The sequence below is a fragment of the Streptomyces fragilis genome (assembly GCF_003112515.1).
In the GTDB taxonomy this organism is placed as follows: domain Bacteria; phylum Actinomycetota; class Actinomycetes; order Streptomycetales; family Streptomycetaceae; genus Streptomyces; species Streptomyces fragilis.
The window spans coordinates 348,292-375,275 of sequence record NZ_BEVZ01000004.1 but is presented as its reverse complement, the minus strand read 5'-3'; the positions used below and the strand labels follow the sequence as shown (position 1 = coordinate 375,275).

Annotated in this window: 25 protein-coding genes; all 25 read left to right on the top strand. The window is 71.2% G+C overall.

Going from position 1 to position 26,984, the window contains the following annotated elements; genetic code table 11:
• Positions 1 to 111 precede the first annotated feature (111 nt).
• The 25 genes from Sfr03f_RS14855 to Sfr03f_RS14735 all read left to right on the top strand — a co-directional run bounded on the left by Sfr03f_RS14855 (position 112) and on the right by Sfr03f_RS14735 (position 26,916).
• A complete protein-coding gene (locus Sfr03f_RS14855) occupies positions 112 to 576 on the top strand; it encodes a response regulator (RefSeq protein ID WP_372514370.1) in 465 nt (154 codons plus the stop codon).
• Between the two features lie 102 nt (positions 577 to 678).
• Positions 679 to 1,875, top strand: a complete 1,197-nt coding sequence (gene nrtL, locus Sfr03f_RS14850) for an ArgS-related anticodon-binding protein NrtL (protein WP_108954376.1) — start codon at positions 679 to 681, stop codon at positions 1,873 to 1,875.
• 64 nt (positions 1,876 to 1,939) lie between these two features.
• Complete coding sequence (gene lysA, locus Sfr03f_RS14845; RefSeq protein ID WP_108954375.1) at positions 1,940 to 3,331, top strand: diaminopimelate decarboxylase; 1,392 nt, start codon at positions 1,940 to 1,942, stop codon at positions 3,329 to 3,331.
• Between the two features lie 205 nt (positions 3,332 to 3,536).
• A complete protein-coding gene (locus Sfr03f_RS14840) occupies positions 3,537 to 4,829 on the top strand; it encodes a homoserine dehydrogenase (protein WP_108954374.1) in 1,293 nt (430 codons plus the stop codon).
• 8 nt (positions 4,830 to 4,837) lie between these two features.
• Positions 4,838 to 5,914 (top strand): threonine synthase, encoded by a 1,077-nt coding sequence (gene thrC, locus Sfr03f_RS14835; RefSeq protein ID WP_108954373.1) that lies wholly within the window; start codon positions 4,838 to 4,840, stop codon positions 5,912 to 5,914.
• A 400-nt stretch (positions 5,915 to 6,314) separates the two neighbouring features.
• Complete coding sequence (gene thrB, locus Sfr03f_RS14830) at positions 6,315 to 7,238, top strand: homoserine kinase (RefSeq protein ID WP_108954372.1); 924 nt, start codon at positions 6,315 to 6,317, stop codon at positions 7,236 to 7,238.
• A gap of 489 nt (positions 7,239 to 7,727) precedes the next feature.
• Positions 7,728 to 9,803 carry a transcription termination factor Rho gene (gene rho / locus Sfr03f_RS14825; RefSeq protein WP_108954371.1) on the top strand — a complete coding sequence of 692 codons (2,076 nt, stop codon included), beginning with the start codon at positions 7,728 to 7,730 and terminating at the stop codon, positions 9,801 to 9,803.
• Positions 9,804 to 10,113: 310 nt separating this feature from the next.
• Entirely contained in the window at positions 10,114 to 11,301 is a 1,188-nt protein-coding gene (locus Sfr03f_RS14820; RefSeq protein WP_108954370.1) for an LCP family protein, read from the top strand.
• 181 nt (positions 11,302 to 11,482) lie between these two features.
• Positions 11,483 to 11,707, top strand: coding sequence for a 50S ribosomal protein L31 (gene rpmE / locus Sfr03f_RS14815; protein WP_108954369.1), 225 nt, complete (start codon positions 11,483 to 11,485; stop codon positions 11,705 to 11,707).
• Positions 11,708 to 11,818: 111 nt separating this feature from the next.
• Positions 11,819 to 12,895 carry a peptide chain release factor 1 gene (gene prfA, locus Sfr03f_RS14810; protein WP_108954368.1) on the top strand — a complete coding sequence of 359 codons (1,077 nt, stop codon included), beginning with the start codon at positions 11,819 to 11,821 and terminating at the stop codon, positions 12,893 to 12,895.
• An 85-nt stretch (positions 12,896 to 12,980) separates the two neighbouring features.
• Positions 12,981 to 13,820, top strand: coding sequence for a peptide chain release factor N(5)-glutamine methyltransferase (gene prmC, locus Sfr03f_RS14805; RefSeq protein WP_108954986.1), 840 nt, complete (start codon positions 12,981 to 12,983; stop codon positions 13,818 to 13,820).
• Between the two features lie 90 nt (positions 13,821 to 13,910).
• A complete protein-coding gene (locus tag Sfr03f_RS14800) occupies positions 13,911 to 14,558 on the top strand; it encodes an L-threonylcarbamoyladenylate synthase (RefSeq protein ID WP_108954367.1) in 648 nt (215 codons plus the stop codon).
• Positions 14,555 to 15,202, top strand: a complete 648-nt coding sequence (locus tag Sfr03f_RS14795) for an arsenate reductase/protein-tyrosine-phosphatase family protein (RefSeq protein WP_108954366.1) — start codon at positions 14,555 to 14,557, stop codon at positions 15,200 to 15,202. Before Sfr03f_RS14800 ends, Sfr03f_RS14795 begins: the two co-directional genes overlap by 4 nt.
• An 80-nt stretch (positions 15,203 to 15,282) precedes the next feature.
• A complete protein-coding gene (gene glyA, locus Sfr03f_RS14790; RefSeq protein WP_108954365.1) occupies positions 15,283 to 16,527 on the top strand; it encodes a serine hydroxymethyltransferase in 1,245 nt (414 codons plus the stop codon).
• A 90-nt stretch (positions 16,528 to 16,617) separates the two neighbouring features.
• A complete protein-coding gene (locus Sfr03f_RS14785; protein WP_108954364.1) occupies positions 16,618 to 18,045 on the top strand; it encodes an MraY family glycosyltransferase in 1,428 nt (475 codons plus the stop codon).
• 376 nt (positions 18,046 to 18,421) lie between these two features.
• The gene (locus Sfr03f_RS14780) at positions 18,422 to 18,859 is read left to right on the top strand and encodes a Cg1360 family ATP-synthase-associated protein (protein ID WP_108954363.1); all 438 of its coding nucleotides are present in this window, start codon (positions 18,422 to 18,424) and stop codon (positions 18,857 to 18,859) included.
• Positions 18,860 to 19,084: 225 nt separating this feature from the next.
• A complete protein-coding gene (gene atpB / locus Sfr03f_RS14775) occupies positions 19,085 to 19,906 on the top strand; it encodes a F0F1 ATP synthase subunit A (protein ID WP_108954362.1) in 822 nt (273 codons plus the stop codon).
• Between the two features lie 79 nt (positions 19,907 to 19,985).
• Positions 19,986 to 20,213 carry an ATP synthase F0 subunit C gene (atpE, locus tag Sfr03f_RS14770; RefSeq protein WP_108954361.1) on the top strand — a complete coding sequence of 76 codons (228 nt, stop codon included), beginning with the start codon at positions 19,986 to 19,988 and terminating at the stop codon, positions 20,211 to 20,213.
• Positions 20,214 to 20,255: 42 nt separating this feature from the next.
• Positions 20,256 to 20,801, top strand: coding sequence for a F0F1 ATP synthase subunit B (locus Sfr03f_RS14765; protein WP_108954360.1), 546 nt, complete (start codon positions 20,256 to 20,258; stop codon positions 20,799 to 20,801).
• Positions 20,798 to 21,613 carry a F0F1 ATP synthase subunit delta gene (locus Sfr03f_RS14760; RefSeq protein WP_108954359.1) on the top strand — a complete coding sequence of 272 codons (816 nt, stop codon included), beginning with the start codon at positions 20,798 to 20,800 and terminating at the stop codon, positions 21,611 to 21,613. The genes Sfr03f_RS14765 and Sfr03f_RS14760 overlap by 4 nt, the downstream gene beginning before the upstream one ends.
• Positions 21,614 to 21,758: 145 nt before the next feature.
• Positions 21,759 to 23,351: a F0F1 ATP synthase subunit alpha gene (atpA, locus tag Sfr03f_RS14755; RefSeq protein WP_108954358.1), complete on the top strand. Its 1,593-nt coding sequence runs from the start codon at positions 21,759 to 21,761 to the stop codon at positions 23,349 to 23,351.
• A 21-nt stretch (positions 23,352 to 23,372) separates the two neighbouring features.
• Complete coding sequence (locus tag Sfr03f_RS14750; RefSeq protein ID WP_108954357.1) at positions 23,373 to 24,290, top strand: F0F1 ATP synthase subunit gamma; 918 nt, start codon at positions 23,373 to 23,375, stop codon at positions 24,288 to 24,290.
• The gene (gene atpD / locus Sfr03f_RS14745; RefSeq protein WP_108954356.1) at positions 24,290 to 25,738 is read left to right on the top strand and encodes a F0F1 ATP synthase subunit beta; all 1,449 of its coding nucleotides are present in this window, start codon (positions 24,290 to 24,292) and stop codon (positions 25,736 to 25,738) included. Before Sfr03f_RS14750 ends, atpD begins: the two co-directional genes overlap by 1 nt.
• A 173-nt stretch (positions 25,739 to 25,911) precedes the next feature.
• Entirely contained in the window at positions 25,912 to 26,286 is a 375-nt protein-coding gene (locus Sfr03f_RS14740; protein WP_108954355.1) for a F0F1 ATP synthase subunit epsilon, read from the top strand.
• Between the two features lie 174 nt (positions 26,287 to 26,460).
• A complete protein-coding gene (locus Sfr03f_RS14735) occupies positions 26,461 to 26,916 on the top strand; it encodes a DUF2550 domain-containing protein (RefSeq protein ID WP_108954354.1) in 456 nt (151 codons plus the stop codon).
• Positions 26,917 to 26,984: the final 68 nt, after the last annotated feature.

The following is a 26,984-nucleotide window of genomic DNA, read 5'->3' as shown; positions in this document are numbered from 1 at the left end:
GCGGTGACGGGTAGAACACTACCAGCTCACCTGGGGTGGTCGTGAACAGGTTTGCCGTGGGGTGGGGGAGGTGCGCCGGAGCGCGGGGGTGCCGTGTCCTGTCCGTTACGGGTGGAAGTGCGGAAAAGCCGGACGGGGGGTGCGCGCCGTGCCTACTCTCTAGTTGTGGCGGGCGCTTCCGGCCGGATCCTTGTCGTCGACGACAGTGAGGTGATCCGGCAGCTGATCAGGGTCAATCTCGAGCTGGAAGGGTTCGAGGTGGTGACCGCGGCCGATGGTGCCGAGTGTCTGGAAGTGATCCATCGGGTGCGGCCCGACGTGGTGACGCTGGACGTGGTCATGCCCCGGCTCGACGGACTCGGGACGGCGGCGCGGTTGAGGTCGGACCCGGGGACGCGTGATCTGCCTCTCGCCATCGTCAGCGCCTGCAGCCAACCGGAGGTCGAGGCCGGGCTGGACGTCGGAGTGGACGCGTTCGTGGCCAAGCCGTTCGAGCCGGCCGAACTCGTGGATGTGGTGCGGCGGTTGATGGAGCTGCGGCGCGGGCCGGAGGAGCCGGCCCCGGTGAGCGCCTGAAAGCGTGGTGCACGTACCAAAAAGGGCGCGAGCTGTCCGGATGGCGGGACCCAGCCGAAACGGGTCGACCTACCCCGCCCCGGCTCCCCTAATCTGGGTCCCGTGACCCCCGTCGAGCTCTCGCACACCGTGCTGCGCGCGGTGCGTTCCGCCGTGGACGCGGGCGAGCTGGCGGTGGCCGTGCCGGAGACCGTGAAGGTCGCCCCGCCCGGTCCCGGGGGCTGTGGGGACTACGCCACCAACGTCGCGATGCGGCTCGCGCGGCCGGCCGGACGGCCCGCCGCGGAGGTCGCCGAGGTGCTGCGCACCCGGTTGATGCGGGTGAGCGGGGTGCGGGACGTCGCCGTCACCGGGCCGGGGTTCCTCAACATCAGTCTCGAGGGCGACGTCGACGCCGCCCTGGTGCGCAGGGTGCGCGGAGCACGCGGGGTGGGTGCGGAAGGCGGCAGCGCATACGGCCGGGGGGACGCGTTCGCCGGGCGGACGGTCACGCTGCGGGTCGCGGACGAGGTGCGGGCCCAGGTGGTCGCCGAGGTCGTGGCGCGCCTCGTCCGGAACCAGGGCGGTGAGGCCGGGGTGGTGGTCGTGGAGAACGCGCGGGCCGCCGACATCCGGCCCGTGCCCGCGCCCGCCGATCCCGCGCCCCTCGGGCCCGCCGCCGCCCGGTGGGCGCTGCTGTACCCGGCGCCGCACGACCGGCCCACCCTCGGGGACGAGCACCTGAGGCAGCGGGAGAGCAATCCGCTGTTCCGGGTGCGGTACGCCCACGCCCGGACGCGGGCGGCGAGCCGCAACGCCGCGCAGCTCGGTTACTCCGCTGAGCCCGGCCCGGTGCAGAACGCCGCTGCAAAGGACGCACCAGTGCAGGACGCCCCGGCACAGAACGCCCCGGTAGAGAGCACTCCCGGCGCCCCCGGGACCTCCGCCACCCCCGGGACCTCCGCCACCCCCGGGACCTCCGCCACCCCCGGGACCCCTGCCCCCCTCGGGACCCCTGCCCCCCTCGGGACCCCTGCCCCCCTCGGGACCCCCGCCCAGCCCCTGCTGCGGGAGATCGCCGACCACCCCCGCGTCCTCGCGCAGGCCGCGCGGGAGTACGCGCCGGACCGCGTCGCGCGGCACCTGGTGGGTGTCGCCGACGCCACGCTGGAGTTCCTGACGTACGGGGCTGTGCTGCCGACGGGGGAGGAGAAACCCTCGGCCGCCCACCGCGCCCGGCTCGCCCTCGCCGAAGCCGCCGGGACGGTGCTGGCCGGCGGCCTCACCCTGCTCGGCATCGACGCACCCGAACATCTCTGAGCCCCCGGCCGACGAAGACGCCGGAGCAGGCGCCAGAGACAGAAGAGAGACGCAGAGACAGACGATGAGCCGTTCCGCACACCCCGCCGGACCCCGTCACGCCGACGTCCTCCCCGAGGGCCACTACACCGCTCCGCCCGCCGACCTGAACGTCCTCGACCCGAAGGTGTGGGCGGGTTCCGTCACCCGGGACGAGGACGGCGCCGTCCGCGTCGGCGGGGTCGACGTCCGGGAGGTCGCCCGGGAGCACGGCACTCCGGCGTACGTGATGGACGAGGACGACTTCCGGGCGCGCGCCCGGGCCTGGCGGGAGGCGTTCGGCGAGGGCGCCGACGTGTTCTACGCCGGCAAGGCGTTCCTCTCCAAGGCCGTGGTCCGGTGGCTGCACGAGGAGGGGCTGAACCTCGACGTCTGCTCCGCCGGTGAGCTGGCGACCGCGCTGGCGGCGGGGATGCCGGCCGAGCGGATCGCGTTCCACGGCAACAACAAGTCGCTCGGCGAGATCGAGCGGGCGGTCACCGCGGGGGTCGGGCGGATCGTGCTCGACTCGTTCCAGGAGATCGTGCGGGTCGCCCACGTCGCGCAGGCGCACGGGGTGCGGCAGAAGGTGCTGGTCCGGGTGACGGTGGGCGTGGAGGCGCACACCCACGAGTTCATCGCGACCGCCCACGAGGACCAGAAGTTCGGCCTCCCGCTGGCCGGCGGCCAGGCCGCCGAGGGAGTGCGCCGGGCGCTCGGGCTGGACGGGCTCGAACTGGTCGGCATCCACAGCCACATCGGCTCGCAGATCTTCGACATGGCCGGCTTCGAGGTCGCCGCGCGGCGCGTGGTCGGGCTGCTCGCCGAGATCCGTGACGAGCACGGCGTCGAACTGCCGGAGATCGACCTCGGCGGCGGCCTCGGCATCGCGTACACGAGCGAGGACGACCCGCAGGGGCCGCACGAGATCGCCAAGGCGCTCGGGGAGATCGTCGCGCGCGAGTGCGAGGGCGCCGGGCTGGCCGCGCCGCGGATCTCGGTCGAGCCGGGGCGGGCGATCGTGGGCCCGACGGCGTTCACGCTGTACGAGGTCGGCACGCTGAAGCCGCTGGACGGGCTGCGGACGTACGTCTCCGTGGACGGCGGGATGTCGGACAACATCCGCACCGCCCTGTACGACGCCGAGTACTCGGTGTCGCTGGTCTCGCGGGCCAGTGACGCCGAGCCGATGCTGGCCCGGGTGGTCGGGAAGCACTGCGAGAGCGGTGACATCCTGGTCCGGGACGCGTTCCTGCCGGCCGACCTCGCGCCCGGCGACCTGATCGCGGTGCCCGCCACCGGCGCCTACTGCCGCTCCATGGCGAGCAACTACAACCACGTGCTGCGCCCGCCGGTGCTCGCCGTCCGCAACGGCGAAACCCGGGTGATCGTCCGCCGTGAGACGGAGGAGGACCTGCTCCGTCTCGACGTCGGGTGAGCCCGGTGCGCCGGGCTGGCCGGGTGACGCGGGTGCCCCGGGCGCGGTGAATGGCCTTCCGGCGGAAAAGCCGTCGGAAACCGGGGAGGATCCCGGAAAATTACATCTCAGGATCCGGACGAATCGAAGGGATTTCGTCCGGTGCCTGAGACTGGACAACGGTTGACCGGTATGAGACCGGTACGAGGAAACGAGGCGAGGTCGGATGATGCGTACGCGTCCGCTGAGGGTGGCGCTGCTGGGCTGTGGAGTGGTCGGCTCCGAGGTGGCGCGCATCATGACGACGCACGCGGCCGACCTCGCCGCGCGGATCGGCGCGCCGGTGGAGTTGGCCGGTGTCGCCGTCCGCCGCCCCGACCGGGTGCGGGCCGGGATCGACCCCTCGCTGATCACCACCGACGCGACCGCCCTGGTCAAACGGGGCGACATCGACGTGGTGGTCGAGGTCATCGGCGGGATCGAGCCGGCCAGGACGCTCATCACGACCGCGTTCCAGCACGGCGCGTCCGTGGTGTCCGCGAACAAGGCGCTGATCGCCCAGGACGGGGCCGCGCTGCACGCGGCGGCCGAGGAGCACGGGCGGGACCTGTACTACGAGGCGGCGGTCGCGGGCGCGATCCCGCTGATCCGGCCGCTGCGCGAGTCCATGGCCGGTGACAAGGTCAACCGGGTGCTGGGCATCGTCAACGGGACGACGAACTTCATCCTCGACAAGATGGACACCACGGGCGCCGGGTACCAGGACGCGCTGGACGAGGCCACCGCGCTGGGGTACGCCGAGGCGGACCCGACGGCCGACGTCGAGGGATTCGACGCCGCCGCCAAGGCGGCCATCCTGTCGGGCATCGCCTTCCACTCGCGGGTCCGTCTCGACGACGTGTACCGCGAGGGCATGAGCGAGGTGACCGCTGCGGACTTCGCCTCCGCCAAGGAGATGGGCTGCACGATCAAGCTGCTCGCCATCTGTGAGCGGGCGGCCGACGGCGCCTCGGTCACGGCCCGGGTGCACCCCGCGATGATCCCGCTGACCCACCCGCTCGCCTCGGTGCGCGGCGCGTACAACGCGGTCTTCGTGGAGTCGGAGGCCGCGGGGCAGCTGATGTTCTACGGGCCGGGCGCGGGCGGCTCGCCCACCGCCTCGGCCGTCCTGGGCGACCTGGTGGCGGTGTGCCGCAACCGGCTGGCCGGGGCCACGGGCCCCGGCGACTCGGCGTACGCGGCGCTCCCGGTGTCGCCGATGGGTGACGTGGTCACGCGGTACCACATCAGCCTGGACGTCGCCGACAAGCCGGGCGTGCTCGCCCAGGTGGCCACGGTTTTCGCCGGGCACGGGGTGTCGATCGACACCGTGCGCCAGCAGGGCAAGGACGGCGAGGCATCGCTCGTCGTCGTCACCCATCGTGCGTCCGACGCCTCGCTCAGCGCGGTCGTCGAGGCGCTTCGCGGCCTGGACACGGTCCGGGGCGTCGCCAGCATCATGCGGGTCGAAGGAGAGTAGGCGGAGTCATGACTCAGACTCACCAGTGGCGCGGAATCATCGAGGAGTACCGGGACCGGCTTCCGGTCTCGGACACGACGGAGGTCGTGACGCTCCGCGAGGGCGGTACGCCGCTCGTGCCCGCGCAGGTGCTCTCCGAGCGCACCGGGTGCGAGGTGCATCTCAAGGTCGAGGGGGCGAACCCGACGGGGTCGTTCAAGGACCGCGGGATGACGATGGCCATCACGCGGGCGAAGGAGGAGGGCGCGAAAGCGGTCATCTGCGCCTCCACCGGCAACACCTCCGCCTCCGCCGCCGCCTACGCGGTGCGGGCCCAGATGGTGTGCGCGGTGCTCGTGCCGCAGGGCAAGATCGCGCTGGGGAAGATGGGTCAGGCGCTGGTGCACGGCGCGAAGATCCTGCAGGTCGACGGCAACTTCGACGACTGCCTCGAGCTCGCCCGGTCGCTGGCCGACAACTACCCGGTGGCGCTGGTCAATTCGGTGAACCCGGTGCGGATCGAGGGGCAGAAGACCGCCGCCTTCGAGATCGTGGACATGCTGGGCGACGCGCCGGACATCCACGTGCTGCCGGTGGGCAACGCGGGGAACATCACCGCGTACTGGAAGGGCTACCGGGAGTACGCCGGGGACGGGCTCGCCACGCGCAAGCCGCGGATGTGGGGTTTCCAGGCCGCGGGCAGCGCGCCGCTGGTGCGGGGCGAGGTCGTGAAGGACCCGCAGACCATCGCCACGGCGATCCGGATCGGCAACCCGGCCTCCTGGGAGTACGCGGAGGCGGCCCGGGACGACTCCGGCGGCCTGATCGACGACGTGACGGACCGTGACATCCTGCGGGCCTACCGGCTGCTGGCCTCGCAGGAGGGCGTGTTCGTCGAGCCAGCGTCCGCGGCGTCCGTGGCGGGGCTGCTGAAGGCGACGGAGGCGGGGCTGGTGGACCCGGGGCAGCGGATCGTCTGCACCGTCACCGGCAACGGGCTCAAGGACCCCGAGTGGGCGACGATGGGGGCGCCGGCGCGACCCGAGGTCGTCCCGGTGGACGCGGCCGCCGCGGCCGCGCGCCTCGGCCTCACGCCGCAGGACTGATCCCGCCCGGCGGGCGGTCCGCACCCGGGGCCTCGTCCCGGCCGACCCGGACCGCCCGCCGCCCGGATGCTCTCCGCCCGAGCCGCCTGCCCGCCGCCCGAGCCGCCTGTGCTCCCCGCGGGCGGCCGGGGCCGCCCCGCAGGGCCTTGCGGCGGGCAAGGGCCGCACCCGGTGGACGGCACCGTCGCCCGCGCGGCGCCCGCGGGCCCGCCAGGGCGGTGCGGGCCGCGGAAGTTGGCGTGAATCGACACGCTGCGTGTGCCTCCTGTGCGCCCTATGTCGCCGGGGAAGCATCCTTCGATAGTCTGTACTGAACCAGCCCGCCGCATCTGCCGTGCCGTGCTCGGTCCGACGCATTGGCGTCGTCTCATGTCCCGCAGTCAAGGAGAGTCATCCAGCGATGGCCGGTCCCGCCTTCCGAGCCGCCGCCGTGCGCGTGCGCGTGCCCGCCACCAGCGCGAATCTCGGTCCGGGGTTCGACGCCCTCGGTCTTTCGCTCGGGCTGTATGACGACGTTGTCGTCCGGGTGGCCGAATCGGGGCTGCACATCGACATCGCCGGCGAGGGAAGCGACAATCTGCCGCGCGACGAGAAGCATCTGCTCGTGCGCGCGATGCGCGCCGCTTTCGACGTGCTCGGCGGACAGCCCAGGGGGCTGGAAATCGTCTGTGCCAACCGCATTCCGCACGGCCGCGGACTCGGTTCCTCCTCGGCCGCGATCTGCGCCGGAATCGTCGCCGCGCGCGCGGTGACGATAGGCGGCGAGAACCGGCTCGACGACGAGGGACTGCTGGAACTGGCCACCGAGATCGAGGGCCACCCCGACAACGTCGCCGCCTGTCTGCTCGGCGGATTCACCCTCGCGTGGATGGAGGGCGGGGTCGGCCGCGCGGTGCGCAGCGAGCCCTCCGGTTCCATCGTTCCGGTGGTTTTCGTTCCCGGGAAGCCGGTACTGACCGAGACCGCCCGTGGCCTGCTGCCGCGCAACGTCCCCCATGTCGACGCCGCCGCCAACGCCGGCCGTGCCGCGCTGCTCGTCGAGGCCCTCACCAGGCGCCCCGAGCTGCTGATGCCGGCCACCGAGGACCGTCTGCACCAGGAGTACCGCGCCCCGGCGATGCCGGAGAGCGCGGCCCTGGTGGAGCGGCTGCGGGCCGACGGAATTCCCGCGGTGATCTCCGGGGCGGGCCCCACCGTGCTGGCCCTGGCCAGCGAGGAGACGGCCCAGAAGGTGGAGATGTCCGCAGGTGACGGCTGGGCCGCGAACCGGCTGGCCCTGGATCTGTCGGGCGCGAGCGTGCTTCCGCTCGCGGCCGGTGCGTGAGCCGCCGCATGAACGGCCGCGTTCCCGGATAAGCACTGACCGGGAGCGGATATTCAGGCGATTGCCGGATGTGGAGAGGGGGAATGTTTGTGGGATCCGGTAGTGTTAATGTCAAGTCCGCACCCGACCACCCGAGCGTGGCGAGGTGCTTCACGTCCCCGTCCGGGACAGACATTCTTCCGGGAGCCTCCCAAGCCGCACTGTGTTTCGTACGGTACGTAGTACGCGGGCAGCAACCCGTACGCGAATACTGAGCAGCTCTCCGGGCACGCTTCGGAACCGGTGCGACCGAGCCACGCGACACGCAGAATCACGGTGTCGCCGTCGCGGGGAGCGCCACCAATCACCCGTTGTTTCCTCCGTCCGATGTGGCGGACCACCGCCCCGGACCGTCCGATCGATCAGAGGGATCAGATCGGGACCGATCCGGACAGCACAACCGGTCGCCGAGCCAGACAGGCCGACGCCCGCTCCAGGGAAGGACCCTTCGTGAGCGACACCACCGATCTGATGGGCGCACGTGTCGACGAGACCGCTGCCGCGCCCGCCACGGACGCTTCCACGCCTGCCAGCGGTGCCGGCTCGCGACGGCGTCGCGGTACCGGCCTCGAGGGCATGGTGCTGGCCGAACTGCAGCAGGTCGCCTCGGGCCTCGGGATCAGGGGCACGGCGCGGATGCGCAAGAGCCAGCTGATCGAGGTCATCAAGGAGGCACAGGCCTCCGGCGGCGCCCCGGCCAAGACGGCCGCGTCCGGTACCGACAGCGAGGCCAAGCCCAAGCGGCGCACCACCTCCCGCACCCGTACGGGTGAGGAGTCGGCGGCCGAGAAGGCCCAGATTCCCGGCCAGCCCTCGCCCAAGGCCGAGCAGGCCGCGAAGGGCGAGGCCGAGCAGGCGCCCGCCGCCAAGAGCGACGAGCCGCCGGCCGAGCGCCGCCGCCGTCGTGCCACCGCCGAGGCCGGCAGCCCCGAGACCGTCACCGCCGAGGCCAAGGGCGAGACCCAGGGCCAGGACAGAAGTGACAGCGGTAAGGGCGACGCGCGCGGTGACAAGAACGACGTGAAGACCGACAACAAGCAGCAGGACGCCGCCGGCCAGGCGCAGGGCGAGCGCAGCGACTCCGGTGACGCGGAAGGCCGTTCGGGCCGCACCCGGGACCGGGAGCGCAACCGCAACCGTGACCGCGGGGACCGCGGCGGCGAGCGCGGCGGTGACCGTGGCGAGCGCCGCAAGGGCGACGACCAGCAGGGCGGCGGCCAGGGCGGCCGTCAGAACCAGCAGGGCGGCGGCCAGAACCGTGACCGCGACCGCCAGCAGCAGGACGACGACGACTTCGAGGGCGGCCGCCGTGGCCGTCGCGGCCGCTACCGCGACCGCCGGGGCCGTCGCGGCCGTGACGACGTGGCCGAGCCGCAGGTCGCCGACGACGACGTGCTGATCCCCGTCGCGGGCATCCTCGACATCCTCGACAACTACGCTTTCATCCGCACCTCCGGCTACCTGCCGGGCCCGAACGACGTGTACGTCTCGCTCGCCCAGGTCCGCAAGAACGGCCTGCGCAAGGGCGACCACGTCACCGGCGCGGTCCGCCAGCCGAAGGACGGCGAGCGGCGCGAGAAGTTCAACGCGCTGGTCCGCCTCGACTCCGTGAACGGCATGGCGCCCGAACACGGCCGCGGCCGCCCGGAGTTCAACAAGCTGACGCCGCTGTACCCGCAGGACCGCCTCCGCCTGGAGACGGACCCGGGCGTGCTGACCACGCGGATCATCGACCTCGTGTCGCCGATCGGCAAGGGCCAGCGCGGTCTGATCGTGGCCCCGCCGAAGACCGGTAAGACCATGATCATGCAGGCGGTCGCCAACGCGATCACCCGCAACAACCCCGAGTGCCACCTGATGGTCGTCCTGGTCGACGAGCGTCCGGAAGAGGTCACCGACATGCAGCGGTCGGTGAAGGGCGAGGTCATCTCCTCGACCTTCGACCGCCCGGCCGAGGACCACACGACCGTCGCCGAGCTCGCCATCGAGCGCGCCAAGCGCCTGGTCGAGCTGGGCCACGACGTGGTCGTGCTGCTGGACTCCATCACGCGACTGGGCCGCGCCTACAACCTGGCGGCGCCGGCCTCCGGCCGCATCCTGTCCGGTGGTGTCGACTCGACCGCCCTGTACCCGCCGAAGCGCTTCTTCGGTGCGGCCCGCAACATCGAGGACGGCGGTTCGCTGACCATCCTCGCCACCGCCCTGGTGGACACCGGGTCCCGCATGGACGAGGTGATCTTCGAAGAGTTCAAGGGCACCGGCAACATGGAGCTCAAGCTCGACCGGAAGCTCGCCGACAAGCGCATCTTCCCGGCCGTCGACGTCGACGCCTCCGGCACCCGCAAGGAGGAGATCCTGCTGGGCGCCGAGGAGCTGGCGATCGTCTGGAAGCTGCGGCGCGTGCTGCACGCCCTGGACCAGCAGCAGGCCATCGAGCTGCTCCTCGACAAGATGAAGCAGTCGAAGTCCAACGCCGAGTTCCTGATGATGATCCAGAAGAACACGCCGAACCCCAGCGGGGACTGACGGCGAAGGCGCCTCGAAGGGCCGCTCCGCGCATCGCGCGGGGCGGCCCTTCGCCGTGTGCGGGGCGTGTGAGCCGGAGCGGACGCGGACCGGGCGCGCCGGAACGTGGCGGGAGAGCTTCTTCACAGGGGCAGATCGGGCGGCCGTCGCCCGGCGGCCCGGAAAGCCGCAGGTGAGGCGCGGTGCCGGCGGGGCGCGGGGGAGGGGCGCGGTGGTCGTTCGGGCACGGAGGGCGAACACCCCGTGTGCCAACCTTTCGGCTTCGGCCCGCACGGGTACACCGTCCAACCGAGAGGACCAGAGGATCGAGATGCCACCCGAGAGCAGCACGCCCCCGCCCGGCATACCGGAGGAGAACGGCCCCGGCACGCCCGGCTCCCGGCGCGCGAAAACGCGCGGGAGCAAGGGGCGCCGTCGCAAGGCCCGCACGCCCGGGCAGCGGGCACTGCGCGCCGCGGTCTGGAGCGCGGCCGGCGTCCTCGTGCTCGGCGGCGCCGGACTCGGTTACGTGTACACGCAGCTCAACGGGAACATCCAGAGCATCGACATCGACCACATGCTCGGCTCGGCCCGCCCCGCGAACGCCGCGAACGGCTCCCAGGACATCCTGGTCCTCGGCTCCGACAGCCGCTCCGGCGGCAACAGGAAGCTCGGCGGAGGCTCCGACGACGGCGTCGCCCGCGCCGACACCGCGATGCTGATCCACGTGCACAAGGGCCGCGAAGCGGCCAGCGTGGTCTCCATACCGCGCGACACCCTCGTCGACCGGCCCTCCTGCGTCGACCGCTCCGGGCACCGGCAGGGCGCCGCCGAGGACGTCATGTTCAACTCGGCGTACGCCACCGGCGGAGCCGCCTGCACCGTCAAGACCGTCGAGTCGATGAGCGGCATCCGGGTCGACCACTTCGTCGAGGTCGACTTCACCGGCTTCAAGCGGATGGTCGACGCCCTCGGCGGCGTCGAGGTCACCACCAACAAGAAGATTTCCGACCCGGACAGCCACCTCAGACTCGCGGCCGGCACCCACCGCCTGGACGGCGAGCAGGCCCTCGGCCTGGTCCGCACCCGGCACGGCGTCGGCGACGGCTCCGACCTGGGCCGCATCCAGCTGCAGCAGGCGTTCGTCAAGGCCCTCGTCGAGCAGGTCGAGGAGGTCGGCGTGCTCTCCCACCCGAAGCGGCTCTACGACCTCGCGAACACCGCCACCAAGTCCGTCACCACCGACTCCGGCATCGGCTCGGTCACCTCGCTCGCCTCCTTCGCGAGCGGGCTCAAGGACATCTCGCCGTCGCACCTGTCGATGACGACGCTGCCCGTCGGCTACGACCCGGCCGACCCCAACCGCGTCCTCGTCGACGAGGACGCGGCCGCCCTGGTGTGGTCCGCGCTGCGGCACGACAAGGCCCTCCCGGCCAAGGTCAAGGGGTCCGCCGCCGGCCACGCCGACGCCGTCGTGGGCCCGCCCGGCCGCGGCGCGGCCCGCCACCTCGCCTCCTGAGGCGGCCGGGAGAGGCCGGAGGCGGCCGGACGGCGCGGGGCGCGGGCGGGAGGAATAGAACAGCCCTCACCCCGGTTTTGGGGGATGCGGCCAGTACTGGCAAACTGGTACGTCGGCCCCGGTTCACGCTCCCGCATCCCGCGGCGGCGACCCGGCGCCCTCCCGAAATCTAGGAGACACCTTGAAGCGCGACATCCACCCCGAGTACGTCGAGACGCAGGTCAGCTGCACCTGCGGCGCGTCGTTCACGACTCGCAGCACCATCACCTCCGGCAACATCCGTGCCGAGGTCTGCTCCGAGTGCCACCCGTTCTACACGGGCAAGCAGAAGATCCTCGACACCGGTGGCCGTGTGGCCCGCTTCGAGGCCCGCTTCGGCAAGGCGGCCGCCGGCTCGAAGAAGTAGCGAGCCACCGCGCCGGTCCTCGGCCGCCCCACGCAGGGCGGCCGGGACCGGCGTTTTTGGTCGTCACGCCTTCGCAGCCATGCCCGCCTTCCAGGAGCCAGGAGCCCCCACATGTTCGAGGCCGTCGAGGAACTCGTCGGTGAGCACGCCGATCTCGAGAAGAAGCTCGCCGATCCGTCGGTCCACGCCGACCAGGCCAACGCGCGCAAGCTGAACAAGCGCTACGCCGAGCTGAGTCCGATCGTCGCCACCTACCGCTCCTGGAAGCGCACCGGGGACGACATCGAGGCCGCCAGGGAACTGGCCGCCGACGACCCCGACTTCGCCTCCGAGGTCAAGGAGCTCGACAAGCTCCAGGGCGAGCTCACCGAGAAGCTGCGCCTGCTGCTGGTCCCGCGGGACCCCAGCGACGACAAGGACGTCATCCTCGAGATCAAGGCCGGCGCCGGCGGCGACGAGTCCGCGCTGTTCGCGGGCGACCTGCTGCGCATGTACCTGCGGTACGCCGAGCGGGTGGGCTGGAAGACCGAGATCATCGACGCCACCGAGTCCGAGCTGGGCGGCTACAAGGACGTCCAGGTCGCCGTGAAGACCAAGGGCGGCAACGGCGCCACCGAGCCCGGCCAGGGCGTCTGGGCGCGCCTGAAGTACGAGGGTGGCGTGCACCGCGTGCAGCGCGTGCCGGCCACCGAGTCGGCGGGCCGCATCCACACCTCGGCCGCGGGCGTGCTGGTCACGCCGGAGGCCGAGGAGGTCGACGTCGAGATCAACCCGAACGACCTGCGCATCGACGTCTACCGGTCCTCCGGGCCCGGCGGGCAGTCCGTGAACACGACCGACTCCGCGGTGCGCATCACGCACATCCCCACCGGCGTCGTCGCCTCCTGCCAGAACGAGAAGAGCCAGCTGCAGAACAAGGAGCAGGCACTGCGTATCCTGCGCTCCAGGCTGCTCGCCGCCGCGCAGGAGGAGGCGGAGCGGGAGGCCGCCGACGCGCGCCGCAGCCAGGTCCGCACGGTCGACCGGTCCGAGAAGATCCGCACGTACAACTTCCCGGAGAACCGGATCTCCGACCACCGGGTCGGCTTCAAGGCCTACAACCTCGACCAGGTCCTCGACGGCGACCTGGACGCGGTGATCCAGGCCTGCGTCGACGCGGACTCGGCCGCCAAGCTCGCGAGCGCCTGACGCCCGGCGCCCACCGAGCGAAGACGTCCCGCACGACACCGGACACCGGAGGACCAGCGTGCCGCAGAACCAGAGCCCGCGCAGCGTGCTGCTCGCCGAGGTGGCGCAGGCCACCCAGCGGCTGGCGGCCGCCGGCGTGCCCTCGCCGCGCAACGACGCGGAGGAGCTCGCCGCGTTCGTGCACGGCGTGAAGCGGGGCCAGCTGCACACCGTCAAGGACTCCGACTTCGACGCCCGGTACTGGGAGGTCGTCGCCCGGCGGGAGGCCCGCGAGCCGCTGCAGCACATCACCGGCCGCGCCTTCTTCCGCTACCTGGAGCTCCAGGTCGGGCCCGGCGTCTTCGTGCCCCGTCCGGAGACGGAGTCGGTGGTGGGCTGGGCCATAGACGCGGTGCGGGCGATGGACGTCGCCGAGCCGAGGATCGTGGACCTGTGCACCGGGTCGGGCGCCATCGCGCTGGCCATGGCGCAGGAGGTGCCCCGGTCCTCGGTGCACGCGGTGGAGCTCTCCGAGGAGGCCCTGGAGTGGGCCCGCAAGAACATGGAGGGCTCCCGCGTCGACCTGCGGCACGGTGACGCGCTGACCGCCTTCCCGGACCTGGACGGCCAGGTCGACCTGGTCGTCACCAACCCGCCGTACATCCCCCTCACCGAGTGGGAGTACGTCGCCCCCGAGGCCAGGGACCACGATCCGGACATGGCGCTGTTCTCCGGCCAGGACGGGCTCGACTTGATCCGCGGCCTGGAGCGCACCGCGCACCGGCTGCTGCGGCCCGGCGGCGTCGTCGTGGTCGAGCACGCCGACACCCAGGGCGGGCTGGTCCCCTGGATCTTCGCCGAGGAGCGGGGCTGGGCCGACGCGGCCGACCACCCCGACCTCAACAACCGGCCGCGGTTCGCCACGGCCCGCAAGGCGACGCCGTGAGCGCGCGCCCCGCCGAGCCCCGCGGTTCGGCCGCTTCCGACCCTTCCGAACACTTCCCCCTGCACGACCCGCACGAGGAGGCCAGCTGACATGGCACGGCGATACGACACCAACGACGCGACCGACCGCACGACCGGTCTGCGCGAGGCCGCGTCCGCCGTCCGCCGTGGCGAACTGGTCGTCCTGCCGACGGACACCGTGTACGGCATCGGCGCGGACGCCTTCTCCGCGGAGGCGGTCGGCGACCTGCTGGAGGCCAAGGGCCGCGGGCGCAACATGCCCTCCCCGGTGCTCATCGGCTCGCCCAACACGCTGCACGGCCTGGTCACCGACTTCTCCGAGACCGCCTGGGAGCTGGTCGACGCCTTCTGGCCCGGCGCGCTCACCCTGGTCGCCCGCCAGCAGCCGTCGCTCGCCTGGGACCTCGGCGACACCCGCGGCACGGTCGCGGTGCGGATGCCGCTGCACCCGGTCGCCATCGAGCTGCTGACCGAGGTCGGCCCGATGGCCGTCTCCTCCGCCAACCTCACCGGGCACCCCTCCCCGGAGGACTGCGACGCCGCCCAGCGGATGCTCGGCGACTCCGTGTCCGTGTACCTCGACGGCGGTCCGACGCCGGGCAACGTGCCCTCGTCGATCGTGGACGTCACCGGCGCCGTGCCGGTGCTGCTGCGCGAGGGCGCCATCTCCGCCGAGGAGCTGCGCAAGGTGGTACCCGACCTCGAGGTGGCGAATTGACCCCCGCCCCTGACGCGGGGCTTGGCATACGAGAGGAAGACGGCGGGGAGGCCGGCTTCCGGATCCTGCATGTCAGCACCGGAAACGTGTGCCGCTCGCCGATCACCGAGCGGCTGACCCGGCACGCCCTCGCGCAGCGGCTCGGCGACCCCCGGTGGGGCGGACTGGTGGTCGAGTCCGCCGGCACCTGGGGGCACGAGGGCGCGCCCATGGAGGAGAACGCGGTCACCGTGCTCGACGAGTACGGGGCGGACGCGTCCGGCTTCACCGGGCGGGAGCTGCGGGACGAGCACGTCATCCGCGCCGACCTGGTGCTGACGGCCACGCGGGACCACCGGGCCCACGTCATCTCCATGGGGCACTCGGCGGGGCTGCGGACCTTCACGCTCAAGGAGTTCACGCGGCTCGTGCGGGCGATCGACCCCGCGACGCTCCCGCCGGTCGAGGACGGGGTGTGCGCGCGGGCGCGTGCCCTGGTGCGGGCCGCCGCCGCGCTGCGCGGCTGGCTGCTCGCGCCCACCCCCGAGGCGGACGAGGTGTACGACCCGTACGGGGCGCCGCTGCCGTTCTTCCGCTCCGTCGGCGAGGAGATACACGGAGCCCTCGACCCCGTCGTCACCGCCCTCACCGGCATCCGCACCTGACCTCCCCGCCGCGTGCAGGGCGCGCGGGGGCGATGCGGGCGGCCTAGGCTGGAGGGGTCGTCCGGAGGAGGAGGGTCCGCATGGGGACCGTCACCGAGAGGCAGGCGCGGACGCTGAGGGCGCAGGACCCCGAGATGGCCGGGATCCTGGAGGCCGAGGCGCACCGCCGCCACACCACGCTCCAGCTGATCGCCGCCGAGAACTACACCTCGCCCGCCGTCCTGGAGGCCCTCGCCTCGCCCCTCGCGGACAAGTACGCCGAGGGCTACCCCGGCAACCGCTTCCACGGCGGCTGCGCCTACGCCGACCTCGCCGAACGCACGGCGGTGGACCGCGCCCGCACCCTCTTCGGCGCCGCGCACGTCAACGTGCAGCCCCACTCCGGCTCCGCCGCCGTGCTGGCCGCGTACGCCGCCCTGCTGCGCCCCGGGGACCCGGTGCTCGCCCTCGGCCTCGCGTTCGGCGGGCACCTCACCCACGGGTCCCCGGCCAACTTCTCCGGCCGCTGGTTCCGCTTCACCGGCTACGGCGTCGACGCCGAGTCCGGCCTGCTGGACTACGAGCAGGTCCGGGCGCTGGCCCGGGTGACGAAGCCGAAGGTCGTGGTCTGCGGGTCGACCGCGTACCCCCGGCACATCGACTACGCGGCGTTCCGGGAGATCGCCGACGAGGCCGGCGCCTACCTCGTCGTCGACGCCGCGCACCCCATCGGCCTGGTGGCGGGCGGTGCCGCGCCCAGCCCCGTGCCGTACGCGGACGTGGTCTGCGCGACCACGCACAAGGTGCTGCGCGGCCCGCGCGGCGGGATGCTGCTGTGCACCGAGGAGATGGCCGAGCGGATCGACCGCGCGGTCTTCCCGTTCACCCAGGGCGGGGCGCCGATGAACGTGGTCGCCGCGAAGGCGGTGGCCTTCGGCGAGGCGGCCACCCCGGCGTACGCGCGCTACACCCACCGCACGGTGGCCAACGCCCGCGCCATGGCCGACCAGCTCGCCGCGGAAGGGCTGCACGTCACCACCGGCGGCACCGACACCCACCTGATCACCGCCGACCCGGCCCCGCTGGGCGGCCTCGACGGCCGCGCCGCCCGCGATCTGCTGGGCGCCGCGGGCATGGTTCTCGACACATCCGCACTGCCTCACGACAGCCGGGGTATCCGCCTGGGAACGGCTGCCGTGACGACCCTCGGGATGGGGGAGGAGGAGGCGCGGGCCGTCGCGTCCCTGGTCGGGCGGGCCCTGCGCGGCGACGTCGACGGGGCGCGCGCCGGGGCACGCGAGCTGGCCGAGGCCTTCCCGCCGCCCTACCCCGACCCCCACGGGTGAAACCGCGGCGGCCACCCGGAAGTCATCACTTGTGACCGTCCCTCGCTAGGGTGGGGTCGGAGTTGGCCAGCGAGATCTGTGGGGAAGCCCGTGCGTGAATACCTGCTGACGCTCTGCATCACGGCCGCGGTGACGTACCTCCTGACGGGTCCGGTGCGGAAGTTCGCGATCGTGGCGGGAGCCATGCCCGAGGTGCGGGCGCGTGACGTGCACCGTGAACCCACCCCGCGGCTGGGCGGCATCGCCATGTTCTTCGGCATGTGCGCGGGCCTGCTGGTCGCCTCGCAGCTGACCAATCTCGGCCAGGTCTTCGAGCGTTCCAACGAGCCGCGGGCGCTGCTCTCCGGCGCGGCGCTGATCTGGATCATCGGCGTGCTGGACGACAAGTTCGAACTGGACGCGCTGATCAAGCTGGGCGCCCAGATGATCGCGGCCGGCGTGATGGTCATGCAGGGCCTCACCATCCTGTGGCTGCCCGTGCCGGGCGTCGGCATGGTGGCGCTCACCTCCTGGCAGGGCACGCTGCTGACCGTGGCGCTGGTGGTGATCACCATCAACGCGGTGAACTTCGTCGACGGTCTGGACGGCCTGTCGTCCGGCATGGTGGCCATCGCCTCGCTGGCGTTCTTCCTGTACGGCTACCGGATCTGGTACGGCTACGGCATCGAGGCGGCCGCCCCGGCCACCCTGTTCGCCGCCATCCTGATCGGCATGTGCGTGGGCTTCCTGCCGCACAACATGCACCCGGCGCGGATCTTCATGGGCGACTCCGGGTCGATGCTGATCGGCCTGGTGCTGGCGGCCGGGGCCATCTCCATCACCGGCCAGATCGACCCGGACGCGATGAGCCTGTTCGCCGGCGGCGAGCGCAGCGCGGTGCACGCGACCGTGCCGGTCTACATCCCGCTGCTGCTGCCGCTGACCATCATCGCGATCCCCGCCGCCGACCTGGTGCTGGCCATCGTGCGCCGTACCTGGCGCGGACAGTCGCCGTTCGCCGCGGACCGGGGCCACCTGCACCACCGGCTGCTGGAGATCGGCCACTCGCACAGCCGGGCCGTGCTGATCATGTACTTCTGGTGCGGGCTGATCGCCTTCGGCGCGCTGTCGTACTCGGTGACCGCGGCCTCGATGTGGATCGTGCTGAGCGTCGCCCTGCTGAGCGCCCTGGGCCTGGTGCTGCTGCTGATGCCGCGCTTCACGCCGCGCGCCCCGCGCTGGATGGAAGGGCTGCTGCCGCCGCGCTACCGGCGCTCACGGGGCGAGGCGGCCGAGGAGGCCGGCGCGGGCTCCGCGGGCGCCCCGGAGGACCGCGCGCCCGGCCAGGAGGCCGAGCGGCTGCCCGCGGGGGCGCACGACGCCCCCCGCGGGCCCGGCGGACCCGCCGGTCACGGTGGGCCCGGGGAGTCGCACGGCGGCGCGGAGGGCGGGGACCGCGAGCCGGTGGCCGTCGGCGCCGCCCGCGTCGCCGGCGGCGCCTCGGCGGTGGGCCACCGCACCCGCTTCCGCCGCCCCTGAGGGGTGGCGCCGGCCCGGGTGCGGGCAGGACCGCAAGGTAAGAATCCGCCTAGAGCTTGACCCGACCGAGGGACGCTCTTGGTGAGCGCTTGGGTGGGCAAATCGTCCTTATACCAGGCAAGAGGTGCGGCGAATCGTTACTGGCGCGCCGCTTAACCCCCTCGTGTGACAGCAGGCACACGAAGTAGGTAAAGACCTCATCAAATAGTTTGTGATAGCGTTCACGAGTAGCCCGGACCGGAGCCGGACCAACGCGTACGGCAGCCTCCCGGCCGCCAGGTGCGACGGTCTCCCGGCCCAAGGTTCTCTCTCGCACCCCGGGTCTACGCTCGTCCATGACGACACCCTGCCCCCCTCAGCAAGCGGAGTTGCCGCCATGCCGTCCAACGACGTTCGGATGCTCACCCACACCGCCGTGCCCACGGCCGCCGCCGGCGCGATCGTCGCCGTCGTCAGCGGGCTGGTCGCCGGTGGCAAGGGTGCTCTCGGCGCCGTCGTCGGGACGCTGGTGGTCATCCTCTTCATGGGGATCGGGCTCTACGTACTGCAGCGCGTCGCGAGGTCGCTTCCGCACCTGTTCCAGGCCATGGGTCTGATGCTCTACACGGCGCAGATCCTGTTGCTGTTCTTCTTCGTGGCCGTGTTCAAGGACACGTCGCTGTTCCACCCCAAGACCTTCGCGATCTCGCTGGTCGTCGGCACCATCACCTGGGTCGCCGCGCAGGCACGGGCGCACATGAAGGCCAAGATCCTGTACGTCGAACCCGAGTCGACCGAGAACGAGAAGACGCAGAAGACGGGGCGCTCGTCGTGAGGGGTGGGGGCGCGGAAATCTCAGCTGAGCGTTCCTGCTATCGTCCGTTGCCGACTGCGGCATCGCGGGCGCGGGCATGCGAGCTGACGCCTGCTCGAACGCGAGGCTTGATGCCCCCCGGCCGCCCCCACATCCGTAAGACCAGTCCCGTGCCGAACAGCGGCCTCGTGCCGCGCCGACACAACGAGGTTGCCGTACCTATGCGCCACGCTGAAGGAGCCCGCGGTGAGTGCTGACCCGACGCAGGTGCTCGCCTTCGAGACCGACTGCCACATCTTCGATGGCTGTGGCTTCCCGGCTCCGGGCCTGCACTCGTTCCTGTTCGAGCCCCTGTGGGGCGACGCGGACAGCAACCTGTACTTCAACAAGCCGATGCTCCTCGCCCTCCTGGGTTCGGTCATCGTGATCGGCTTCTTCTGGGCCGCCTTCCGCAAGCCGAAGATGGTGCCCGGCAAGCTGCAGATGGTGGCCGAGTTCGGCTACGACTTCATCCGCCGCGGTGTGGTCTACGAGACCCTCGGGCGCAAGGAGGGCGAGAAGTACGTCCCCCTGGTCGTCTCGATGTTCTTCTTCATCTGGATGATGAACCTCTGGTCGGTCGTCCCGCTCGCCCAGTTCCCGGTGACCTCGATCATCGCCTACCCGGCGGTCCTGGCGCTCATCGTGTACGTCCTGTGGGTGAGCCTGACCTTCAAGCGCCACGGCTTCGTCGGCGGCTGGAAGAACATCACCGGCTACAACAAGGACCTCGGCCCGGTTCTGCCGCTGGCCATGCTGATCGAGTTCTTCTCGAACCTGCTGGTCCGCCCCTTCACCCACGCGGTGCGACTGTTCGCGAACATGTTCGCGGGCCACACGCTTCTGGTGCTCTTCACGATCGCCAGCTGGTACCTGCTGAACGGCATCGGCATCGCCTACGCCGGCGTCAGCTTCATCATGGTCATCGTGATGACGGTCTTCGAGCTGTTCATCCAGGCCCTGCAGGCGTACGTCTTCGTGCTGCTGACCTGCACCTTCATCCAGGGCGCGCTCGCAGAGCACCACTGAGTCGAACGCCCGTAGGACCCGACCCCCAGTCGTCCGGTGGCCAACCCCCACCGGTCCGTTGAGAAAAGGAAGAACTGGCATGTCCACTCTTGCCGCAGTTACCGGTTCTGTCGCCTCCATCGGCTACGGCCTCGCCGCCATCGGCCCCGGCGTCGGCGTCGGCATCATCTTCGGTAACGGCACCCAGGCGCTGGCCCGCCAGCCCGAGGCCGCCGGCCTGATCCGTGCCAACCAGATCCTCGGCTTCGCCTTCTGTGAGGCGCTCGCCCTCATCGGTCTGGTCATGCCGTTCGTCTACGGCCAGTGATCTAGCGATCCGCCACCAGCCGACTAGACGAAAGGCATTGACATGAGCCAGCTGCTCACGATCGCGTCCGAGGAGGTCCAGAACCCCCTCGTGCCGCCGATCCCCGAGCTTGTCATCGGCCTGATCGCCTTCGTCATCGTCTTCGCCGTCTTCGCCTGGAAGCTCCTCCCGAACATCAACAAGGTTCTGGAAGAGCGCCGCGAGGCCATCGAGGGCGGTATCGAGAAGGCCGAGGCCGCTCAGACCGAGGCCAACAGCGTGCTCGAGCAGTACAAGGCTCAGCTCGCCGAGGCCCGTCACGAGGCCGCGCGCCTGCGCTCGGAGGCGCAGGAGCAGGGTGCCGCGCTCATCGCCGAGATGCGTGCGGAGGGCCAGCGCCAGCGCGAGGAGATCATCGCCGCCGGTCACGCGCAGATCGAGGCCGACCGCAAGGCCGCAGCGACCGCGCTGCGCCAGGACGTCGGCAAGCTCGCCACCGACCTGGCCGGCAAGCTCGTGGGCGAGTCCCTCGAGGACCACGCCCGTCAGAGCCGCGTCATCAACCGCTTCCTCGGCGAGCTCGAGGAGAAGGCCGAGGCCGCGCGATGAACGGAGCGAGCCGCGAGGCCCTGGTCGCCGCCCGTGAGCGACTCGACGCGCTGACGGACTCCACGTCCGTCGACGCGGCGCGGCTCGCCGACGAGCTGGCCGCCGTCACCGCGCTGCTCGACCGCGAGGTGTCGCTGCGTCGGGTCCTCACCGACCCGGCGCAGTCCGGAGAGGCCAAGGCCGACCTGGTCCAGCGCCTGCTGGGCGTCCAGATCGGCGGTCCGGCCACCGACCTGGTGTCGGGCATGGTCCGGTCCCGCTGGTCCGCCCCGCGCCACCTGGTGGACGCGGTGGAGGAGCTGGCGAACCTCGCCGACCTCACGGCCGCCCAGAAGGCCGGCGCCCTGGACGACGTCGAGGACGAGCTGTTCCGGTTCGGCCGGATCGTCGCCTCGAACGCCGGCCTGCGCGCCGCGCTGACCGACCGGTCGGCGAGCGCCGAGGCCAAGAGCGGTCTGCTGCGCAGGCTGCTCGGCGGCCGGGCGAACGCCGTCACCGAGCGCCTGGTGATCCGTCTGGTGACCGCGCCGCGTGGACGTAGCCTGGAAGCGGGACTCGAGTCCCTCGCCAAGCTCGCCGCCGACCGCCGTAACCGGATGGTCGCCGTGGTCACCTCCGCGGTGCCGCTGAGCGAGATCCAGAAGCAGCGCCTCAGCGCCGCCCTGGTCAAGCTCTACGGCCGTGCGATGCACCTCAACCTCGACGTGGACCCCGCGGTCCTCGGCGGGATCCGGGTGCAGGTCGGCGACGAGGTCATCAACGGCTCCGTCGTGGACCGCATCGAGGACGCCAACCGGCGCCTCGCGGGCTGACCCGGCCGCGACAGCGAGCCGAACACAGCAAGCAGTACGTATTTACGGCCCTGGTTGGGCCGTGCAGAGGATGCAAAGTTTCTGGGGGAGCCCCCCAGATTCCCCCAAGAAACTTCGGGCCCAACAAGGAGAGCAGGGAACCCAGATGGCGGAGCTCACGATCCGGCCGGAGGAGATCCGGGACGCGCTGGAGAACTTTGTCCAGTCGTACAAGCCGGACGCGGCCTCGCGCGAGGAGGTCGGTACGGTCACCCTTGCCGGCGACGGCATCGCGAAGGTCGAGGGTCTTCCCTCGGCCATGGCCAACGAACTGCTGAAGTTCGAGGACGGCACCCTCGGCCTCGCCCTCAACCTCGAGGAGCGCGAGATCGGTGCCATCGTCCTCGGCGAGTTCAGCGGCATCGAGGAGGGCCAGCCGGTGCACCGCACCGGAGAGGTCCTGTCGGTCGCCGTGGGCGAGGGCTACCTCGGCCGCGTGGTCGACCCCCTCGGCAACCCCATCGACGGCCTCGGCGAGATCGCGACCGAGGGACGCCGCGCCCTCGAGCTGCAGGCCCCCACGGTCATGCAGCGCAAGTCGGTGCACGAGCCGATGGAGACCGGCTACAAGGCCGTCGACGCGATGACCCCCGTCGGCCGTGGTCAGCGTCAGCTGATCATCGGTGACCGCCAGACCGGCAAGACCGCCCTGGCCGTCGACACCATCATCAACCAGAAGGCCAACTGGAAGACGGGCGACCCGTCGAAGCAGGTCCGCTGCATCTACGTCGCCATCGGCCAGAAGGGCTCCACCATCGCGTCGGTCCGCCGCGCGCTGGAGGAGAACGGCGCTCTGGAGTACACGACCATCGTCGCCGCCCCGGCGTCCGACCCGGCCGGCTTCAAGTACCTGGCGCCGTACACCGGATCGGCCATCGGTCAGCACTGGATGTACCAGGGCAAGCACGTCCTGATCATCTTCGACGACCTGTCGAAGCAGGCCGACGCCTACCGCGCCGTGTCGCTGCTGCTGCGTCGTCCGCCGGGCCGCGAGGCCTACCCGGGTGACGTCTTCTACCTGCACTCGCGTCTGCTGGAGCGCTGCGCCAAGCTCTCCGACGACATGGGCGCCGGTTCGATGACGGGTCTGCCGATCGTCGAGACCAAGGCCAACGACGTCTCGGCGTTCATCCCGACCAACGTCATCTCCATCACCGACGGCCAGTGCTTCCTGGAGTCGGACCTCTTCAACGCCGGTCAGCGCCCCGCGCTGAACGTCGGTATCTCCGTCTCCCGAGTCGGTGGTTCCGCGCAGCACAAGGCGATGAAGCAGGTCTCCGGCCGTCTGCGTGTCGACCTGGCCCAGTTCCGCGAGCTGGAGGCGTTCGCCGCCTTCGGTTCCGACCTGGACGCCGCGTCGAAGGCGCAGCTGGAGCGCGGTCAGCGCATGGTCGAGCTGCTCAAGCAGGCTCAGTACCAGCCGATGGCCACCGAGGACCAGGTCGTCTCCGTCTGGGCCGGCACCACCGGCAAGATGGACGACGTTCCGGTCCAGGACATCCGCCGCTTCGAGTCGGAGCTGCTGGCGTACCTGCGTCAGAACGAGTCGGGTCTGCTCCTGTCGATCCGCGAGGGCGGCAAGATGTCGGACGACACCCTGACGGCCGTCGCCGACGCCATCGCCGCGTTCAAGAAGACGTTCACGACGTCGGACGGCAAGCTGCTCGGCGAGGACGCTCCGGTTTCCGTCTCCAAGTGACGTAAGGAAGGGACCTGACTCATGGGAGCTCAGCTCCGGGTCTACAAGCGTCGCATCCGATCCGTCACCGCGACCAAGAAGATCACCAAGGCGATGGAGATGATCGCCGCCTCGCGTGTCGTCAAGGCGCAGCGCAAGGTGGCGGCCTCCACGCCGTACGCGACCGAGCTCACCCGCGCGGTCACGGCGGTGGGCACCGGCTCGAACACGCGCCACCCGCTGACCACGGAGGTGGACAACCCGACCCGTGCCGCGGTCCTGCTCCTGTCGAGCGACCGCGGTCTGGCCGGCGCGTTCAACTCCAACGCCATCAAGGCGGCGGAGCAGCTCACGGAGAGGCTCGAGTCCGAGGGCAAGCAGGTCGACACGTACATCGTCGGCCGGCGTGGTCTGGCCCACTACAACTTCCGGGAGCGCAAGGTCTCGGGACAGTGGACGGGCTTCACCGACGAGCCGACGTACGCGGACGCCAAGCTGGTCGCGGCGCCTCTGATCGAGGCGATCGAGACGGAGACGGCGGAGGGTGGTGTGGACGAGCTCCACATCGTCTACACCGAGTTCGTCTCGATGATGACGCAGACCGCCATCCAGGCGCAGCTGCTTCCGCTCAAGCTCGAGGAGGTGGCGGAGGAGCTCCCCTCCAAGGGCGAGATCCTTCCGCTGTACGACTTCGAGCCGTCCGCGGAGGACGTCCTCGACGCGCTGCTGCCGCGGTACGTCGAGAGCCGTATCTACAACGCGCTGCTGCAGTCGGCCGCTTCGAAGCACGCCGCCACGCGGCGCGCGATGAAGTCGGCCACCGACAACGCCGGAGAGCTCATCGAGACGCTCTCCCGGCTTGCCAACGCGGCCCGCCAGGCCGAAATCACCCAGGAAATCAGCGAGATCGTCGGTGGCGCAGGCGCCCTGGCCGACGCGACCGCGGGGAGTGACAACTAATGACCACCACTGTTGAGCCGACCGCTGGCGCGGGCGTGGCCTCCGGCCGCGTCGCGCGGGTCATCGGCCCGGTCGTCGACGTGGAGTTCCCCGTCGACGCGATGCCGGAGATCTACAACGCCCTTCACGTCGAGGTGGCCGACCCGGCCAACGCCGGCGCGAAGAAGACGCTGACCCTCGAGGTCGCCCAGCACCTGGGCGACGGCCTGGTCCGCGCCATCTCCATGCAGCCCACCGACGGTCTGGTCCGCCAGGCCGCGGTGACCGACACGGGCACGGGCATCACCGTCCCGGTCGGCGACTTCACCAAGGGCAAGGTGTTCAACACCCTCGGTGAGGTGCTGAACTCCGACGAGTCCTACGCCGGTGAGCGCTGGTCCATCCACCGCCAGGCGCCGAACTTCGACGAGCTCGAGTCGAAGACCGAGATGTTCGAGACCGGCGTCAAGGTCATCGACCTGCTGACCCCGTACGTCAAGGGCGGCAAGATCGGTCTGTTCGGCGGCGCCGGCGTCGGCAAGACGGTGCTCATCCAGGAGATGATCTACCGCGTCGCCAACAACCACGACGGTGTCTCCGTGTTCGCCGGTGTCGGCGAGCGCACCCGTGAGGGCAACGACCTGATCGAGGAGATGTCGGACTCCGGCGTCATCGACAAGACCGCGCTGGTCTTCGGTCAGATGGACGAGCCGCCGGGCACCCGTCTGCGCGTGGCCCTGGCCGGTCTGACCATGGCGGAGTACTTCCGCGATGTGCAGAAGCAGGACGTGCTGTTCTTCATCGACAACATCTTCCGCTTCACCCAGGCCGGTTCCGAGGTGTCGACCCTGCTCGGCCGTATGCCCTCCGCGGTGGGCTACCAGCCGAACCTGGCCGACGAGATGGGTCTCCTCCAGGAGCGCATCACCTCGACCCGCGGTCACTCGATCACCTCGATGCAGGCGATCTACGTCCCCGCGGACGACCTGACCGACCCGGCCCCGGCCACCACCTTCGCCCACCTCGACGCGACGACGGTTCTCTCCCGTCCGATCTCCGAGAAGGGCATCTACCCGGCCGTGGACCCGCTGGACTCCACGTCCCGGATCCTGGACCCCCGCTACATCGCGGCGGACCACTACAACACGGCCATGCGCGTCAAGGGGATCCTGCAGAAGTACAAGGACCTCCAGGACATCATCGCGATCCTCGGTATCGACGAGCTCGGCGAGGAGGACAAGCTCGTCGTCCACCGTGCCCGTCGCGTGGAGCGCTTCCTGTCCCAGAACACCCACGTCGCCAAGCAGTTCACCGGCGTGGACGGTTCGGACGTGCCGCTGGACGAGTCGATCGCCGCGTTCAACGCGATCTGCGACGGTGAGTTCGACCACTTCCCGGAGCAGGCGTTCTTCATGTGCGGTGGCCTGGAGGACCTCAAGGCCAACGCCAAGGAGCTGGGCGTCTCCTGAACCCCCGGGTTCTGAGAGCCGGTTGAGGTGAGGAGGGCCCGTCTTCGGGCGGGCCCTCCGCTCCCTCCCCGCTTCCCCCCGGGACGACGTTCCCGGGACCCCCGTCTTCGGACGGGTCTAGACTTTGACCCAACACCCGGCATACCGCCGGGTGGTGACCCGAGGAGCCACCCTTGGCTGCTGAGCTGCACGTCGAGCTGGTCGCTGCCGACCGCCAGGTCTGGTCCGGCGAGGCCACCCTGGTCGTGGCGCGCACCACCTCCGGCGACATCGGCGTCATGCCCGGTCACCAGCCGCTGCTCGGTGTGCTGGAGTCGGGCCCCGTGACCATCCGTACGAGCGGTGGTGAGACGGTCGTGGCAGCGGTCCACGGCGGTTTCATCTCCTTCGCGGACAACAAGCTGTCGCTGCTGGCCGAGATCGCCGAGCTGTCGGACGAGATCGACGTCCAGCGCGCGGAGCGGGCGCTGGAGCGCGCGAAGTCGGACGCCGACGCCTCCGCCGAGCGTCGTGCCGACGTCCGCCTGCGGGCGGTGTCGGCTCGCTGACCCCGGCGCGCCCGGCGCGCGCTGCGCACGCGCGTGACTCAGCCGCGGCCGGTTCCGGAACACTCCGGAACCGGCCGCGGCTGAGGTGAATCCGGAGACGGTTGTCGCGTTACCGGTTTTCATCTTTGCCAGTTGACAGGTTCCCAGTTCTAGGAGACGAGGAGGTCGGTGCCGATGGTCCTCGCTCTGACTGTGATCGGGACGCTGGTCGTGCTCGCGGCGGTGGGTCTGTTCGCCTTCGGGATGCGGCGCCGGCTGATCCAGCGGTCGGGGGGCACCTTCGACTGCAGCCTGCGCTGGGAGGCCCCCGCGCCGTCCGAGGGCGGCGAGGGGGACGGCAAGGGCTGGGCGTACGGGGTGGCCCGGTACAGCGGTGACAGCATCGCCTGGTACCGGGTCTTCTCGTACTCGCCGCGGCCGCGCAGGATGCTGGAGCGGTCCGCCATCGAGGTGGTCGGCCGGCGGCTGCCGGAGGGCGAGGAGGAGCTGGCGCTGCTGCTGAACGCGGTGGTGCTGGTCTGCGTCCACCGGGGCACGCGGCTGGAGCTGGCGATGACGGAGGACGCGTTGACGGGTTTCCTCGCGTGGCTGGAGGCGGCGCCGCCGGGACAGAGGGTGAACGTCGCGTAGGCGCGAGGCGTACGGAGCGGGGGGCGGCCAGGGCGGCCGCCCCCCGCTTTGCTGTGCCTCCGCCGTCG

What these genes read in the sequence shown, in the direction of transcription:
- lysA (WP_108954375.1), top strand. Translation starts at nt 1,940, where the DNA reads ATGAGCCGTTCCGCACACCCCGCCGGACCCCGTCACGCCGACGTCCTC.
- Sfr03f_RS14840 (WP_108954374.1), top strand. Translation starts at nt 3,537, where the DNA reads ATGATGCGTACGCGTCCGCTGAGGGTGGCGCTGCTGGGCTGTGGAGTG.
- thrC (WP_108954373.1), top strand. Translation starts at nt 4,838, where the DNA reads ATGACTCAGACTCACCAGTGGCGCGGAATCATCGAGGAGTACCGGGAC.
- thrB (WP_108954372.1), top strand. Translation starts at nt 6,315, where the DNA reads ATGGCCGGTCCCGCCTTCCGAGCCGCCGCCGTGCGCGTGCGCGTGCCC.
- Sfr03f_RS14820 (WP_108954370.1), top strand. Translation starts at nt 10,114, where the DNA reads ATGCCACCCGAGAGCAGCACGCCCCCGCCCGGCATACCGGAGGAGAAC.
- prfA (WP_108954368.1), top strand. Translation starts at nt 11,819, where the DNA reads ATGTTCGAGGCCGTCGAGGAACTCGTCGGTGAGCACGCCGATCTCGAG.
- Sfr03f_RS14800 (WP_108954367.1), top strand. Translation starts at nt 13,911, where the DNA reads ATGGCACGGCGATACGACACCAACGACGCGACCGACCGCACGACCGGT.
- glyA (WP_108954365.1), top strand. Translation starts at nt 15,283, where the DNA reads ATGGGGACCGTCACCGAGAGGCAGGCGCGGACGCTGAGGGCGCAGGAC.
- Sfr03f_RS14780 (WP_108954363.1), top strand. Translation starts at nt 18,422, where the DNA reads ATGCCGTCCAACGACGTTCGGATGCTCACCCACACCGCCGTGCCCACG.
- atpE (WP_108954361.1), top strand. Translation starts at nt 19,986, where the DNA reads ATGTCCACTCTTGCCGCAGTTACCGGTTCTGTCGCCTCCATCGGCTAC.
- Sfr03f_RS14765 (WP_108954360.1), top strand. Translation starts at nt 20,256, where the DNA reads ATGAGCCAGCTGCTCACGATCGCGTCCGAGGAGGTCCAGAACCCCCTC.
- Sfr03f_RS14760 (WP_108954359.1), top strand. Translation starts at nt 20,798, where the DNA reads ATGAACGGAGCGAGCCGCGAGGCCCTGGTCGCCGCCCGTGAGCGACTC.
- atpA (WP_108954358.1), top strand. Translation starts at nt 21,759, where the DNA reads ATGGCGGAGCTCACGATCCGGCCGGAGGAGATCCGGGACGCGCTGGAG.
- Sfr03f_RS14750 (WP_108954357.1), top strand. Translation starts at nt 23,373, where the DNA reads ATGGGAGCTCAGCTCCGGGTCTACAAGCGTCGCATCCGATCCGTCACC.
- atpD (WP_108954356.1), top strand. Translation starts at nt 24,290, where the DNA reads ATGACCACCACTGTTGAGCCGACCGCTGGCGCGGGCGTGGCCTCCGGC.
- Sfr03f_RS14735 (WP_108954354.1), top strand. Translation starts at nt 26,461, where the DNA reads ATGGTCCTCGCTCTGACTGTGATCGGGACGCTGGTCGTGCTCGCGGCG.